Annotated in this window: 12 protein-coding genes; 5 read left to right on the top strand and 7 right to left on the bottom strand. The window is 64.1% G+C overall.

Annotated elements, in window-relative coordinates:
• Positions 1-42 precede the first annotated feature (42 nt).
• The 3 genes from C7C56_RS15320 (at position 43) to C7C56_RS15310 (ending at position 3,645) form a co-directional block, all read left to right on the top strand.
• Positions 43-786, top strand: a complete 744-nt coding sequence (locus C7C56_RS15320) for a fimbrial biogenesis chaperone (protein WP_106758243.1) — start codon at positions 43-45, stop codon at positions 784-786.
• A gap of 178 nt (positions 787-964) precedes the next feature.
• Complete coding sequence (locus C7C56_RS15315) at positions 965-3,136, top strand: fimbria/pilus outer membrane usher protein (RefSeq protein ID WP_181373192.1); 2,172 nt, start codon at positions 965-967, stop codon at positions 3,134-3,136.
• Positions 3,133-3,645 carry a Csu type fimbrial protein gene (locus C7C56_RS15310; protein ID WP_181373191.1) on the top strand — a complete coding sequence of 171 codons (513 nt, stop codon included), beginning with the start codon at positions 3,133-3,135 and terminating at the stop codon, positions 3,643-3,645. The genes C7C56_RS15315 and C7C56_RS15310 overlap by 4 nt, the downstream gene beginning before the upstream one ends.
• 55 nt (positions 3,646-3,700) lie before the next feature.
• Here C7C56_RS15310 and C7C56_RS15305 read toward each other — a convergent pair whose 3' ends face one another.
• From C7C56_RS15305 to C7C56_RS15285, 5 genes are all read right to left on the bottom strand, one after another.
• Positions 3,701-4,705, bottom strand: coding sequence for a cyclic di-GMP-binding domain-containing protein, MshE-related (locus C7C56_RS15305; RefSeq protein WP_106758240.1), 1,005 nt, complete (start codon positions 4,703-4,705; stop codon positions 3,701-3,703).
• A gap of 344 nt (positions 4,706-5,049) precedes the next feature.
• Positions 5,050-5,409 (bottom strand): DUF1428 domain-containing protein, encoded by a 360-nt coding sequence (locus tag C7C56_RS15300; protein WP_106758239.1) that lies wholly within the window; start codon positions 5,407-5,409, stop codon positions 5,050-5,052.
• 180 nt (positions 5,410-5,589) lie between these two features.
• A complete protein-coding gene (locus tag C7C56_RS15295) occupies positions 5,590-7,014 on the bottom strand; it encodes a serine hydrolase (protein ID WP_181373190.1) in 1,425 nt (474 codons plus the stop codon).
• 219 nt (positions 7,015-7,233) lie between these two features.
• Positions 7,234-10,818, bottom strand: a complete 3,585-nt coding sequence (locus tag C7C56_RS15290; RefSeq protein ID WP_106758237.1) for a M1 family aminopeptidase — start codon at positions 10,816-10,818, stop codon at positions 7,234-7,236.
• A 15-nt stretch (positions 10,819-10,833) separates the two neighbouring features.
• Positions 10,834-11,721, bottom strand: a complete 888-nt coding sequence (locus C7C56_RS15285) for an ABC transporter ATP-binding protein (RefSeq protein ID WP_106758236.1) — start codon at positions 11,719-11,721, stop codon at positions 10,834-10,836.
• A 330-nt stretch (positions 11,722-12,051) separates the two neighbouring features.
• Between C7C56_RS15285 and C7C56_RS15280 the strand changes: the two genes are divergently transcribed.
• Positions 12,052-12,570, top strand: a complete 519-nt coding sequence (locus C7C56_RS15280; RefSeq protein WP_106758235.1) for a CBS domain-containing protein — start codon at positions 12,052-12,054, stop codon at positions 12,568-12,570.
• Between the two features lie 3 nt (positions 12,571-12,573).
• Here C7C56_RS15280 and C7C56_RS15275 read toward each other — a convergent pair whose 3' ends face one another.
• Positions 12,574-13,374: a nucleotidyltransferase domain-containing protein gene (locus tag C7C56_RS15275; RefSeq protein WP_106758234.1), complete on the bottom strand. Its 801-nt coding sequence runs from the start codon at positions 13,372-13,374 to the stop codon at positions 12,574-12,576.
• A gap of 133 nt (positions 13,375-13,507) precedes the next feature.
• Between C7C56_RS15275 and C7C56_RS15270 the strand changes: the two genes are divergently transcribed.
• On the top strand, positions 13,508-13,981 hold the full coding sequence (locus tag C7C56_RS15270) for a DUF1801 domain-containing protein (protein ID WP_106758233.1): 474 nt from the start codon (positions 13,508-13,510) through the stop codon (positions 13,979-13,981).
• A 222-nt stretch (positions 13,982-14,203) separates the two neighbouring features.
• On the opposite strand, the gene C7C56_RS15265 is transcribed toward C7C56_RS15270, so the two are convergent.
• Positions 14,204-15,054, bottom strand: an 851-nt coding sequence (locus C7C56_RS15265; RefSeq protein WP_146204499.1) for an SIS domain-containing protein, incomplete at its 5' end; no start/stop codon positions are given.

Raw genomic sequence — 15,054 nt, 5'->3', positions numbered from 1 at the left:
CCGCCAGTTCGATCAAACAGACGCCTCATTGAGGGGCAGAAAATGTCGATCCAATGCACGTTCCTGGCGGCTGTCCACACAGCCGCTTTTTTCATGGCGGGCGCGTTCGCGCCAGCGTACGCGGGCGCCTTCCACGTCGCCCCGGTACGGATCGAGATGTCGGCGAAAGGAACAAGTTCGGCGATGACGGTGTCGAACAATGGTCCGGCCGCTGTTGTGATTCAACTCCATCGCGCATTGTGGACCCAGGAGAACGGTGTCGACAAGTACAGTCCCACCGACGACCTGATCGCCACGCCACCGATATTCACGGTTCAGCCGGGAGGCAACCAGGTCGTGCGCATCGGCCTGCGCCGCCGTCCGGATCCGACCACCGAACTGAGCTACCGCCTCTACATACAGGAGGTGCCGCCGGCGAAAAAAGAAGGATTCAAAGGCCTGCAAATGGCACTGCGAATCAGTATTCCGGTGTTCGTGGAGCCAAACATCAAGGCCAAACCGGGCCTGCGTTTCAGCGCGCAAAAAAGCGCCGCCGACAAACTCACGGTTATGCTAAAAAACGATAGCCAGGCACACGTGCAGGTCAGCGATTTCAGGGTGAACCTGCCGGGACAGGACGTCCCATTGGCGGTCCAACAAGTGTCCGCCTACCTGTTGCCGCTGCAATCGCGCAGCTGGACGATGGCCATCGATCCGGCCAAGCCGTTGAAGGGTACGGCGCTGCGCGTCAAAGCCTTCACCGACGCGGGCGAGATGGAAGCCGATGTCATACTCGACAGGCCATAAACTGCGTCTGCTGCCCGTCCTCTGCCTCACCGCCTGGTCCAGCTGCAATCTGGCACATGCCGCCAAGGCGGACGCAGACGCGTTCGCCGTCCAGTCCGAGGTGATGGCCTCGAACAACGAGTCCTTCACTCAAATGCTCCTGGCGCTCGACGTCAACGAGCAAAAAATCGAGCGCACCGTGCTCGTGCTCAAAAGCCGAAACGGCGAGCTGTTCATGACCGAGGCCGATCTGATTGCGGTGCGCGTGGTCCTGCCCGCCGGGCCCTTCGTCGAATACAAAGGCGAACGCTACTTCCGCCTCGCCTCGCTGCCCACCAAAACCATCACGCTCGATGAAGCAAAGCAAACGATTGCCATCGAGTTCAAGGCCGAGGCTTTAAAGAGCAGCATCAGCACGGGCCAGCCGGCCCCGGCGCCCGTGCCCGTCCTGTCGGCGCCTGGCATGTTCCTCAACTATGATATACACGCCGCCCGCGCGCAAAGCGAGTCGACGTTCTCGGCCAATACCGAGTTCGGCCACTTCAGCAAACTGGGCAACCTGGTCTCCGCATTTTCCCTCCATCCGCGCGACGGACGCCATGCGCTCGTGCGCCTCGACACCACGTTCACGGTCGACCGCCCAGAAAAGACGGCGAGCCTGCGCCTGGGCGACGCCATCAGCCGGCCAGCGAGCGGATGGGGCAGCGCATTGCGTTTCGCCGGCATTCAGTACGCGACCAATTTCCGCGTCAATCCGGGGCTGATCACGCTGCCGATCCAGGTTTTCAGCGCGCAGGCGGCCTTGCCCTCGACGGTCGACGTGTTCGTCAACAATGTGCTGATCTCCCGCAGGGAGGTGGCGCCGGGCCCATTCTCGCTCGACGACCTGCCCGCCCTCAGCGGCAGCGGCGACGTGAGCATGGTGGTACGCGACCTGTCCGGACGCGAACAGGTCATTAACCAGCCTTTTTATTCGAGCTCGAGTCTACTGCGGAAAGGCATTGTCGATTTCTCGTTCGAAGCCGGTGCCCTGCGCCGCAACTACGGCCAGCGCAACAATGACTACGGCCCGGGATTTGGCTCCGGCACGCTCAGGCTTGGACTGACCGACGCCATCACCGCGGAAACGCATTTGCAGGCCCAAGCTGGCGGCGACCGCGTTGCCGGCGTCAACCTGCTCGGCACCTTGGCTTCCCTGGCCTCGGTCAATGCCTCGCTCGCAATCAGCGACAGCGGCGCCGGCCGCGGCAGGCTGTGGGCCTTGGGCGTCGAACGCCAATCGAACGCGTTCAGCGTCGGCGTGCGCACCCAGCTTGCCGACCCGAGCTTCAGGCGCCCAGGGAACGGCAGCGTGGCCAACCCGATCCACCGGCAAACCAGTGCCAATCTGGGCGTCAACCTGCGCGGTGCCGGCACGCTCAACGCTTTCTACGTGCGCCAGACACCACTGGGCCTAGCCCGGGTCGCGCTGGCGAGCGTAAATTATGGCATTTCGCTGGGCCGTTTTGGCAGCCTGACCGTGTCCGGATTCAAGTCGCTCGAAGGACCGCCCTCGCGCTCGCTGGTCTTCAACTGGTCGATGCCATTGGGCAGAAAATACTATGTCAGCGCCAGCCATACGGCCCAAGACGGTGCCGAAAATGTCACCCGGCTGCGCTTTCAGCGTCCGCTCGATCCCGCCAGCGGCGTCGGTTACCGCCTGCAAACCGGCAAGAATGCCCAACACCGGGCCACGCTCTTGCTCCAAAACCGCGTCGGCGACTACTCGCTCGAGGCGGCCAGTTTCAAAGGCGAAACGGGTGTGCGCGCCAAGATGTCGGGCGGCGTGGCCATGCTCGGCGGAGCGACGTTCGCGACGCGCCGCATCAGCGACAGCTTCGGGGTCGTCCAGTTACCCGACCTGCCCAATGTCAGGATCTACGTCGACAACCGCCTCACCGCACGCACCAATGCCGACGGATACGCCCTGCTGCCCCACCTGCGCGCCTACGAGAACAATTCGGTGCGGGTCGAGCAAACCGACCTCGACATGGATGTGAAGGTGGGAACCCTGACCATGAAGGCGGTGCCGTACGCGCGCAGCGGCATCTTGCTTAAGTTTCCGATCTCCCGCGCTTATGGCGCCACCATGACACTGCGCGGCGCGCAGGGCGAGCCTGTGATCGCCGGCAGCATGGTGCGGGTCAATGGAAGTGAAGAGGAATTTCCTGTGGGAAATGACGGCGAAGTATACTTAACCGGACTTGTGGCGCAGAATAGTCTGAAGGTAACATGGCCAGCCGGTGCTTGCAGCGTCACGGTACCATTTAAAACGACAAGTGACCCTTTGCCCAATTTGGGGGAGTTCATATGCTTAGCAGAAAAACCATGACCCTTCCGACGATGCCGGCCAGCGGCAAAGCCGCGTGTCTGCTCGCGTCGGTCCTGTTTCTTGCCGCCCCTTACGCCGCGGCAGACAATGTCGATTGCAGCGTCACCATGGATCAACAAGCCGAGTTTCTCGAGTACGATCCGTTCGATCCGCAGCCGACCACCACGGTCGCGCAGGCGATTGTCACCTGCACCACGAACAAGAAGGACAATGGGCAGAATCCAACGATCACCGTGTATTACACGGCGAGCGTGGGCAATGGCCCGTCGGCGGCGCAGCGGGCGATGAAGTCCCCCTCCGGAGCGTTGTTGCCATACAACTTGTATCGCGACAGTGGATATAACACGGTCATCAGCAATACAACGAGTGTCGCACAAAGTTTCACCGCGCCGGGCTCGAAGGAAGTGCCAATGGTGTACACCCACAATATTTATGCACGCATCCTCCCGGGCGAGGACGCCGAGGTCGGCGACTACACCGACAATCTGGTGTACACGGTGTATTTCTGAGGGGTGCTTCCGAGGACTGCTGGGCGGCGGCGGCCATCGGCGCTTTCGGGCAAGCCTATAGGGCGCGCGCCGACATGTTCACCGGCCATTGGTACTCGCCCGGCTGCATTCCGCTCGCCAGCTTGAAACGATAACTGAGTTCGATCGGCGGGGCTGCGCCACCGGCCAGTCGCTGCACCACGCTGCCGCCGTCGGAGCCGATTTCTACCGCCCCCTCGAGCCCCGAGATTTGCACCGAGCTGATTTCGTCGGGCAGGTTGTCGAAGGCGAGCACATAGCCGGCACGGCTGTTGCTCTTGATGGCGATGTGCGAACCGCTGGCCACGTCGACATAGCCGCGCGCGATGTCCGCCTGCGTGACACGCAACTGCTCCACTTGCGAGATGACCTTGAGCTGCACATACGGCAAGACGCTGACCGACACGCGCATCGTACTTGTGTTCTGCGCGGCATGTGCGAGCGAACCGGTGCTCAGCGACACGAACGAGAACAGCGCGACCACCGCCGAGCGCTGCAGCCTGCGCTGCAGGGTCAGGCCGCGCTCGATGTCGACGCTTGCCACATAACCGGCCTCTTGCAAAATATCGCCGAGCAGCTTGCCCGAATCGCGCTGCATGCGGATCGCGTCGGCCAGCTGGGTGTGGTTGATCTTGCCCAGCGCGAGCAGGATGCTGCCCAGGCGCAGCGCGCCCTGCGATCCTTCGGGCGCCTTTTGCAGCGCCAGAATGGCGTCGAGCTCGGACTCGCTGATGTGGCCGCGCTGCACCAACAGCACGCCGATCTTCTGGCCCGTTTGCTTTTGCTCGGCGAGCACGGCGTTCAGTTGCTCGGGGGTGACCTTGTGCGCCAGCAGCAGCAGTTCGCCGAGCCGGGCCGGTATGCCCGAGGCCGAACGCAGCAAGGCGTTGAGGCTGGTCCAGGTGCGCGCGAGCGCGCCCTCGACCGCGAGTTCGCGAAGGTGGGTCGGCGCCTTGCCAGCGGGCGCGTAGCACGCGGCTTCTGGCGGGCGCGCAACGGGCGCGGCGCGCTCGGGATGGAAAGGCTGTTGACGCTGTACCATCGTGCCACCTCGGCTTGAATAGTTTTTTTGCCAATGCTGACTTCGCAGAAACAAAAGGGCAAGAAATGTTACCTGTGGGCTATTCTATACGAAAAAACGGCCCGTTCGCGTTCCGCGGCACAATCCATTTTTTTGTTGCGAAACGAGCACCCCGGAAGCGCCGTGGCCGTCCGGGCGCCGGGCCTCAGAGGCTGAGAGTTTTTCGGGCGTGCCCGAGCAGCCCGCCAGAAAGCGGCAGATCGAGGCGCAAAGCACAGCAATAGCGGGCTATGGCGAGCATTTGCAACGACGAACTGGCGTTTTCTGGCGTGCTGAGCGGGCATGATCGAAAGACTTTCAGCCTCTCACATGTCGACGAAGGTCTCGAAGCCGCCGTAGATCAGGCGCTTGCCGTCGAACGGGGTCTGCTCCGGTGTCATCATGTTGGCCATGCGCGGGTCGGCCATGACCTTGTCGTTGACCTCGTCACGCACCGCGCGCGACGGGTATTCGATCCACGAGAAGAACACCACCTCGTCCTCCTTGAGGTCGACGCTCTGCGGGAACGAGGTCAGCTTGCCCGGTTTGACGTCGTCGGCGATGCACTCCTTGTAGCTGAGCGCGCCGTGTTCGAGCCAGACCTTGCCGCAGGTCTCGGACATCTTGCGGTAGGCCTCCAGATTGGCGCGCGGCACGGGAACAACAAAACCATCGATATAGCTCATGACAATTCCTTTATAGTCTTGGAGCCTGTCGAACTTAGGATCGTCGGCTGCAAAAAGTGCTGGACGGTCCATATTTCGCCGCTTTCTCGGCCAATAGCTCGCTATTGGCACTGCGAAATCGTCAAAATCTGTCCTCGCCCGGCACTTTTTTCGCTTCGACTCCCTAAGTCCGACAGGCTCCTAGTTGGCGGAAGCAGCGGCAGGCTCCAATCTTACCTCCTTCATGGCCACGTTCGGCGGACCGTACACCTGGCTCATCGTCAACGTGCTGACCATGCCGGCCGCGTCCGTGCCAAAGCTGACCTCGTTGAACGCATCCTTGACGAAAAACTCCGTGTGCGACTTGGCATGCAGCTCGATCAGCGGTCCACCGTTGCGCTGCATAAACAGGCGTTTGCCGTCGCGGCTGACGTTGCGCACGTTCTTTGGGTTGATGCGGTAGGCGCCGACATAGCGCTCGAGCACGGCGTCGGGCACCACCACGGCCGCCTCCTCGAGGTAGGGTTTGCCGGCGGCGATCGCGCCGACCCGTTCGGCCAACAACTCGGGGATCACCAACATGTTCTCCACATTGCCGAGCACCGCCACGTAGACGCGCTCCTTGGGCATGCGCAGAACCGCCGTCATGAAGCCGTTGATCTGGCCGTTGTGGCCCACCCGCGGCTCGCCCCGGCGCGGCGCCAGGCTCACGCCCAAGCCGTATGGGATTCTGGCGGCGGCGCCGTCGGCGAGCGTGTACGAGGTCTGCATGCGGCGGCGCGTCTCCGCGTTGATCAGCTTGTCGCTGTCGGCGATCGCCGCGTCCCACAGTGCCAGGTCGTCGACCGAGGACGCCAGCGAGCCGGCCGCGTACGGCAGCGACATGCTGATGAACGCGGCGTTCTGGTAGCCCTTCCGCGTGCGCGCGTAGCCCTTGACGCGGCCTTCGATGACGCGCTCGCTGCGGTCGTAGTAGCTGTGCGCCATGCCCAGCGGCTTGAACATGCGCTGCTCGACGAAATCGGCGTAACTCATGCCCGAGGCCTTCTCGATGATCATGCCGAGCAGCTCGTAGGCGCCGTCGCTGTAGGCCCATTTGGTGCCGGCCACAAACTCGGGCGGCTGCTGCCTGATGATCTCGAGCATCTGCGCCGGCGTGATCTCGGCGCGCATGTCGCGCTTGCTGAGGTACTCCTCCGAAAAACCGGGGATGCCGGAGGTATGGTTGAGCATGCGCTCGATCGTGACCGGCGCCGCCCCGCGCGGGTAGTCGGGGATGAAGCGCTGGATCTCGTCGCCCAGCGCCAGCTTGCCCTCTTCGGCCAGCATCAGCACCGCCACGGCCGTGAACTGCTTGGTCACCGAGGCCAGCCGGAACACCATCTCGGGACGCACCGGCACCTTCAGCTCGAGGTCGGCCATGCCGTAACCCTTGCGGAAGATGACCTTGCCGTCCTTGACCACCACCACCGCCGCGCCCGGCGACCGCGGGTCGAAGCGCGCCGACAGGTAATTGTCGATTGACTCGGGCAGCGACTTCGGCTTGCCCGCCGCCTGGGCCGACACCACCATCAGCATTGCGAGCGCGCCGAACACGCTGCGCGCCATCATATTAAGTCCCGACATGGTTTCTCCTGTTGTTGTTTGCGATACGCATTGTTTGCGACATGACGATTCATGCAGTGCAGGCATGATGCCCAAACGCGATTTCAAGCGGCTGACAAATGCGATAGGGTGCGCGCTCGGCGGACAGTCTGCACAACCGGAGCCGGTTTCGCGCGCGCGCGAAAAAAAGGGAGGCAGGCGTGGCGCCCTGCCTCCCTCCCCTTGCCATCACATGCCGGATCAGTCGACGCTGACCTCCCTGCGGTTGTCGCGCGAGACGCGGTCGATCATCTTGTTGTACGGATCGACGCCGACCTCGAACGGCTGCTCCGCGACCGTCACCGTGACGCTCGGATCGCTGCCGGCGAGCACGCGCTTCTCGCTCAATAACACGCGCTCGTCCTTCTCCTTGGCGCCCTTGGCGCGCGCGAAAATGGCGATCTCGACCGGCTCGTCGTAGACCCGCGGCGTCTCCTTGCCCTTGCCGTCGGCCTCCATCTTGGCCAGGTGCAGTTTGAACGTCACGTCCCACCGGCCGTCCTTGCGCTTGACGGCCTTGGCCTCGGTCACGCGGTTATCGTAGAACACGATTTTCTCGAACAGATCGGTGATCAAGGCTTGCTTGTCGGCCGGCGCCTCGGCCCGGATGTAGTCGACCAGCTGCTTCGAGGTCGCGTACGGCGCGTCCTTGAACGCCTGCTCCTTGATCAGGCGGCGCAGCGCGCGGTTGACGGCGTCCTCGCCGATCTCGTCGCGCAAGCGGTAAAACACCAGGCTGCCCTTGCGGTAGTGGATGTACTGCTGGTTCTCGACCCGGAACAGGGGCTGCTCCTCGACGAGCTCGCCGCCGCGCTCGCGCAGGTAGCGGTCCAGCTCGAAGCGCAGGAAGCGGCGCAGCTTGGCGCGCCCGTATTCCTTCTCCATCACCATCAGGGCCGAATATTGGGCCAGCGACTCGACCAGCATGGTCGAGCCCTGCACGTTGGCGCCGACGACCTGGTGGCCCCACCACTGGTGCGCCATCTCGTGCGCGGTGACGTAGAACACATGGTCGATGGCGTCCCGGTCGCGCAGGTCGGCGATGAAGCCCATCGATTCGGAATACGGAATCGTGTTGGCGAACGCCTGCGCGAACGACGCATAGTTCGGGAACTCGAGGATGCGCACCTGCTTGTGCTGGTAGGGCCCGAAATTGGCGCCGAAATAGTCGAGCGATTTCTTCGACGAGCTGATCATCCGGTCGACGTTGTACGGATGCTTCTTGTCGTGGTAGACCTCGATCGGCAGGCCGTTCCAGTTGCCCCTGCGCACCTCGTAGCGCGCCGACAGGTAGGCGAAGAACGGCAGCATCGGCCGGTCCATCTTGTAGTGGAAATAGCGGCGGCCGTCCTGCTCCCACGATTTTTGCAGGTAGCCCGGCGCCATCGCGGTCTGGTCGGCGCTGGTCGAGACGGTGGTCTCGAAACTGATCCAGTCGGCGCCGCCGCCGAACTGGTGGTTGGCATGCGCCGCCGTGTCCTCGAGCTTGGCCATGCGCACCGGTTCGCCCAGGCCGCGCTTGCGCCGCTCGTTGCGGTCGGTCAGCTCGAGCCGGTTGCGGTAGCCCAGCTGGGGGAACACCTCCATGTTGTTGAAGAAGGTGCCGTTCAGGTTGAACATGTCGGGCGCATTGCCGTTGGTGAAGCCCGGATTGCGGATCTCGACCTCGAAGTCGAGCGCGAGCGAGGCGCCGGCGGCCAGCGGCCGCTCCAGCGTCAGGACGCTGAAGCCGGCCCGTTTGTCGTCGAGCACCACCTTGTGCGGCGGCAGGTTCTTCCAGGTCGTCGCGAAGTCGGGATTGACCTGCAGGCGCAGGGTGTCCATCGGCGCGGCGCCCTTGTTGCGCAGCGTGTAATGGCCCTTGATCGCGACGCGCCGCTCGGCCGGATAGATGTCGACATCGGCGCGCACATCGGTCAGGCGTGGATGCGGCAAGTCCTTGTATTTCCCATACTGTTTCTCGTATGCGGCGAGCGCGTCCATTTGGACGTCGCCCGTCCTGTATTCGTTGAGCACGTTGGTGTTGTGGAAGATCCAGGCGCCGGTGCCGGCGAAGCCCGCCAGGCACAGCGCGAGCGCCACGCCGGAGGGGCCGCGCAAACGCCGGCCGGCCAGGCGCGCGCGCGCGCGCCACACCGGCACCAGCCCGCGCACCCAGAACGCCTGCGCGATGATCAGCAGCGCCAGCGTGAACAAGCCCCAGTACACGCTGAACCAGGCCCTGCCCGCGAGGAAATGGCCGTAGCCGTTCATGTCGGAGTAGACATTGCCCGGCAGCGAGCCGAAGTTGTACAGGTTATGCTCGAAATTGAGCATCGCGGCGACGATCTGCGACACCATGAGCACGATCATCAGGAGGTAGCCGGCGAATTTATTGTTCGTCAGCACCTGCACGGCCAGGCCGAGCAGTCCCATCATGATGAACGGCAGCGAGGACAGCATCAGGCCCTTGAAGTACAGCGCCAGCTCGAGCGGCACGCCGCCCTTGAACAGCTGGAAGCCGATCGCCGCGAGCGCGCCGGCGGACAGGAAGCCGAAAGTCACGCCGACCAGCGCCAGGCTCTTGGCCAGCAGCGGGACCCAATCGGGCACGGGCATGGCGTCGCTGACGTCGGCCACCTTGGCCTGGCGCTCCTTAAAGATCAGCTCGCCCGAATAGAACACCAGCACGATGATCAGGAAGAAGCTGAAGCTTTCGCTGATCGATTGCAGCATCAGGTGCGTCACCGGATAAACCTTGGTGCCGAACATGGCGTCGGCCTGGCTGGCGCCGGCGACCAGGTTCATCACGCCGATCAGCAGCAGCACCAGGAAGGGCACGCTCTTGAACACGGCCCTGGCGTCGAAACACAGGATGTGCCAGCACTGGACCCAGGCCGTGCCGGCGCCGAAGGCGGGCGCGATCGCCCTGGCGGCGCGCGCCTGGGCGGTGGCGGCGGCCGGGGCGGCCTCGGCTTTCGCCTTGCCGAACAGGCGGCGCGCGGTGCCGGCGCGCTGCGGCTTGAACAGCACCACCGTCGCGGCCAACAGCGCCAGCGCGACCGCGCTCCAGAACAGGCGGTTGGCCAGCAGGTAGCTGCCGAGCGCCGGCAGCCCGGCGTTCGCCTCGGCCGCCGAGAAGTAGCGCGTCATGCGGCTGAAGGCGCGCACGCCGAACGGATCGATCATGGCCACGAGCCAGTCGTTGCTGATGTCGGCGCCGAAGCTGTTGCCCACGCTCCACAACACGAAAAAGCCCAGCACGCCGACGTAGACCATCATCATCGAACGGGTGGTGGCCGCGAGCAGCATCAGCAAGGCGCCGATGAACAGCAGGTTCGGGATCACGAACACGGCAAAAGCCCACAGGTAGGGCATGAGCGAAAACGCGCCGAGGCGGGCCGGATCGACGCCGGGGCGCAGCGGCCCGAGCATCATGCCGAGCGCGATCAGCGCGAAGATCAGCACGCAGGCGAGCAGGCCGGCGGCGAAGCGACCGAGCAGGTAGTCAAGCTTGCGCATCGGGGTTGCGAACAGCATGTCGGAGATGCCCACCTCGCTGTCGCGCAGGACCGCGCCGGCGATGAAGATGGTGACGAGGAACATCGAGATGATCGTGAACATGCCCAGCAAGCGCACGATCACGACCGGCGCGTTGCGGTTGACGTTGCCGATCGAGCCGCCGACCTGGATCGCGTCGCTGGTGGTGGCGCCGAACGCGAGCGCGGCGAGGATCAGGGCGATCAGCCACAGCAATGGCTGCTTTAGCTGGTAGCGCAAATCGAACTTGAAAAATTCTAGCAACATGGCGCGCTCCCCCCCTTATGCCGGCACGGCGGCCGGTTTGGCGCCACGCACCTGCAGGAAGTAGACGTCCTCGAGATCCGGCTCGACCATGACGAAGCCGGCATCGGGCTGGCTGTCGGCGAACACGTTGATCTGCGGCTGGCCACCCACGAGGCGGGTGTGCAGCACGTTGAAGCGGCCCTGGTAGTCGGCCAGCGCGTCGGCGCTGACGGTGCGTTGCCATACCTTGTTGCGCAGCGCGTCGATCGCGGTCTGCGGCTTGCCCTCGGCCAGCACCTGGCCCTTGACGATCATCGCCATGCGCGGGCACAGGTCGGTGACATCGGCCACGATGTGGGTCGACAGGATCACCACCACGTTCTCGCCGATCTTGGCCAGCAGGTTCAAAAAGCGGTTGCGCTCGTCGGGGTCGAGGCCGGCGGTCGGCTCGTCGACGATGACGAGCTTGGGCGCGCCGAGCAGGGCTTGGGCGATGCCGAAGCGCTGGCGCATGCCGCCCGAATAGCCGCCCAGGTTGCGCTTGCGCGCCTCCCACAGGTTGGTCTGGTGCAGCAGGGACTCGACCGCCTCCTTGCGCTCGCCGCGCCTGGTCAGGCCCTTGAGCACGGCAAAGTGGGTCAGCAGCGTCTCTGCGCTGACCTTCGGGTAGACCCCGAAGTCCTGCGGCAGGTAGCCGAGCTGGCGCCGCAGCTGCTCCTTGTTGGCCAGCACGTCGAGGCCGTTGAAATGGATGCTGCCGCTGTCGGGGTCCTGCAAGGTGGCGATGGTGCGCATCAGCGAGGACTTGCCGGCGCCGTTGGGCCCCAGCAGGCCGAACAGGCCGTTCGGGATCTCCAGGCTCACATTGTTGGTGGCCTTGACGCCGTTGGCGTAGGTCTTGTTCAGGTTCTTGATCGACAGCATAGGACACATCCTCCTGGGGTTATTTTTATGCGCTCGGGCGCGCCCGCTCGTGGCGGCGCGACGGATCGTGTAACGGCACGCCAATGTAATCGGGGACCGGCCCGGAACGGCCGCGAATGCGACGAACGGTGTTTTTTCGGTAATGAACGACTAAAAGCGGGCGCGTCCGGCGGGTGGTTGTTTCCAACAGTAAATTTTCACCCTCGGCTATGTCGGCCATAAGCGGGCCAACGCACATACCTTGCGGCCCGGTCCGACTATAGTCAAGCCTAGCAAAGGCGCGCCACCGACTCCCCGTGTGATGCGCCGCCTTGCGTCCAGGAGAGCGACATGCAAGACGAATACCCCGAATTGAGCCTCCTCGACGACGCGCTGCCCGAGCTGGCGCCGGTGCCGGCCGAGGTGGTGGCGCCCGCGCCCCCGGCAGCCATGGCGGCGCCGCCCGCGCCGCCGGCCGCGGCCGCGCGCCCGATCTCGTTCATGATGGAAACCAACATCAAGACCGTGCACGCCGAGGACACGGTGGCCGATGTCGAACAAGTGCTGGCCTCCAACAAGTTCTCCTCCGTGCCCGTGGTGGGTTCGAACGGCGCCATCGTCGGCATGATCAGTTGCCAGGACCTGGTCATGTTCCACGCCGAGAAAAAGGTCGCCGCCGCCGTGCGCGCCTGGGAGATCAGCCGCATCAACAATTTCGAGGTCGGACCGGCGACCCCGGTGCTCGAGGTCGCCAAGCTGATGATCGCGCACCGGATGCAGCATGTGGCGGTGACCGAACACGGCGTGCTGCTCGGGCTGGTGTCGGCGATCGACTTCGTCGAGCAGCTCGTCATCAACGAGGCGGCTTAGGATTCAGGTCTGTTCGTCGAGCAGCGCGCGGAACAGCGTGTTGAGCTGCTCGATGGTGGCGGCCGGTTCGGCGCGCTGGTGCTCGAAGTTCTCGAGCCGCTCCAGTTCGCGTTCGATGAAGGCGTTGATGCTTTTAACCTGCGGCAGCAAATCCTTTTCGAGGCTCAATTTTTTCTTCTCGAGCAAAACGTGTATATCAGCGAGCAATTCCGGCTCGCCCGCGACGAGGTGCAGCAACGCATCGAATTCGATCGGCGGCGCGCTGTTGTAGGTTTCGATCCAGCGCACCGCGAGCAGGGGCCGCAGCACGTAGAAGTATTTTTTGAGCCGCACCAGGTCGGCCTTGAGGTACTCGCGGTAGTTGGTCTTGGCCATGCTGCGGTAGTGGAACATGCCGCGCTCGTGAGAGTACACGGCCGGCAGCAGCTCGAGCAGCGCGGCGCCGAACTTGCCGCTGCGCATGTACTGGATGGGCGACTGTATCCATTCGACGACCGCCGGGTTGGAGCGCCAGAACAAGGCGAGCGCCTTGCGCAGGTCCCAGCCGTTGAGGTCGATGTCGTCGACGATCGGGTATTCGATGACGTCGCGCCGGTGTTCGAGGTCGACCGCCAGATACCACTCCTTGGGCCGCACGTAGATGAAGCGCACGTCGAAGTCGCTGTTGGGCGAGGCGAAGCCCCAGGCGCGGCTGCCGGACTCGATGGCGAGCACGATGCGCACGTTCTCGTCGCGCTCGACGGCGGCGAGGCGGCGCATGATTTCTTCGTGGATGTCTGGGGGAATGGTCGGATTTATCGTCATGCGGCAAGGTAGCCCAGCCCTCGGTGGCGTGTCAACAGCAAATGGGAGGCCGGCGCCGGTCGGCAGGCGATCCATTGCGCGCGGCGTTGCAAGATTCTAAAATGGCCGTCCAGACCACGCAAGGGAGTCCCACATGCAATCGAAGGCAAACAGCGTCGCCGATTATCTGGAAGGCTTGGCGCCGGAGCGGCGCGCGCTGGTCGAGGCCCTGCGCGCGGCGGTGCGCTCAAGGCTCGATCCCCAGTTCAGCGAGCTGATGCAGTACGGGATGATAGGCTATTGCGTGCCGCACAGCGTGTTCGCGCCCGGCTACCACTGCGACCCGAAGCAGCCGCTGCCCTATGCCGGCATCGCCTCGCAGAAAAACCACGTGTCGCTGTATCTGATGGGGCTGTATTGCGGCGGTGGCGGCGAGGCCGAAACGGCCGAAACGCGCTGGTTCCGCGAGGCCTGGGCGGGGAGCGGCAAAAAGCTCGACATGGGAAAGGGCTGCGTGCGCTTCAAAAAACTCGACGACATCGCGTTCGAGGTGGTGGCCGAGGCGATCGCGCGCGTGCCGGCGCAACTGTTCATCGCGCGCTACCTGGCCACGCGGTCCGGACGCTGACCCCGCCGCGCCGCATGCCAACCCGGGCCGCACGCCCGCAACCGAAAGATACGAACGTTTTTTAGCCGGGGTCTGACCCCAGTTAAGAAATTAATTGGCATCTATCCACGCCGTAGCCCTTGAGAGGACGCGGATTCGACAAAAAATTACGAAACCGGGGTCAGACCCCGGTTGCGGAATTACTTGGCGGTGCGGAACGCGGTGGCTTGCGCTGGCGAATTTCTAGATGTCGAGGTGCGAGATCAGCATGCGCCGCTTGGCGCCGTCGTCTTCCTCGGGCGCGTTGAGCGAGATGCCGACCGACATGATGTCGATGAGCAGCAATTGCAGGATGCGCGAGATCATCGACAGGAACGTCGTGCTGTCCTCGCTGTGGTCGACCGCGAGGCAGATCGTGGCCTTTTTCGCCAGCGCCGACTTGCTGCTCGTGATGGCGATCACGTCGGCACCCGACGCGCGCGCCGCGTCGACCGCGTCGAGCAGCTCGGGCAGCTGGCCCGAGGTCGAGATCACGATCACGACGTCGCCCGGCACCAGCAGCTCGGCCGCCAGCTTGAACAAATGGGAGTCGCCGTAGGCCGAGGTCGGAATCCGGAAGCGGAAGAACTTGTGCTGGCCGTCGAGCGCGACCACGCGCGAATTGCCCATCGCGTAGAACTCGACCCGGTTGGCCTTGCGCAGCAGGTTGATCGCGCGGTCGATCGAGTCGACGTCGAGCTGGTCGCGGAAACGCAGGATCGCCGACACCGTGTTGTCGATCACCTTGGCCGACAGGTCGTGCGTGCTGTCGCTGGTGCGCACCTGGCTGTGGCGCACCGGGATGGTGCCGGTCAGGCTGCTGGCGAACTTGAGCTTGAAGTCGGCCAGCCCCAAAAAGCCGAGCGAGCGGCAGAACCGGATCACGGTCGGCTGGCTCACGTCGGCCAGGCGCGCGATCTCGGCGATCGGCTCGCCGAGCACCTTGCGCGGATGCTCGAGCACCAGCGTCGCCACGCGCTGCTCGGCCGGCGACAACTCGTGCTGCAGGTGCTGGACCCGCTCCATCAACGTGTTGGCGCCGCTGCGCCCGCGCA

The sequence above is a fragment of the Massilia glaciei genome (assembly GCF_003011895.2).
In the GTDB taxonomy this organism is placed as follows: domain Bacteria; phylum Pseudomonadota; class Gammaproteobacteria; order Burkholderiales; family Burkholderiaceae_D; genus Telluria_A; species Telluria_A glaciei.
The sequence above is the reverse complement of the archived record's forward strand: the minus strand, read 5'-3'. Positions and strand labels throughout refer to the sequence as shown.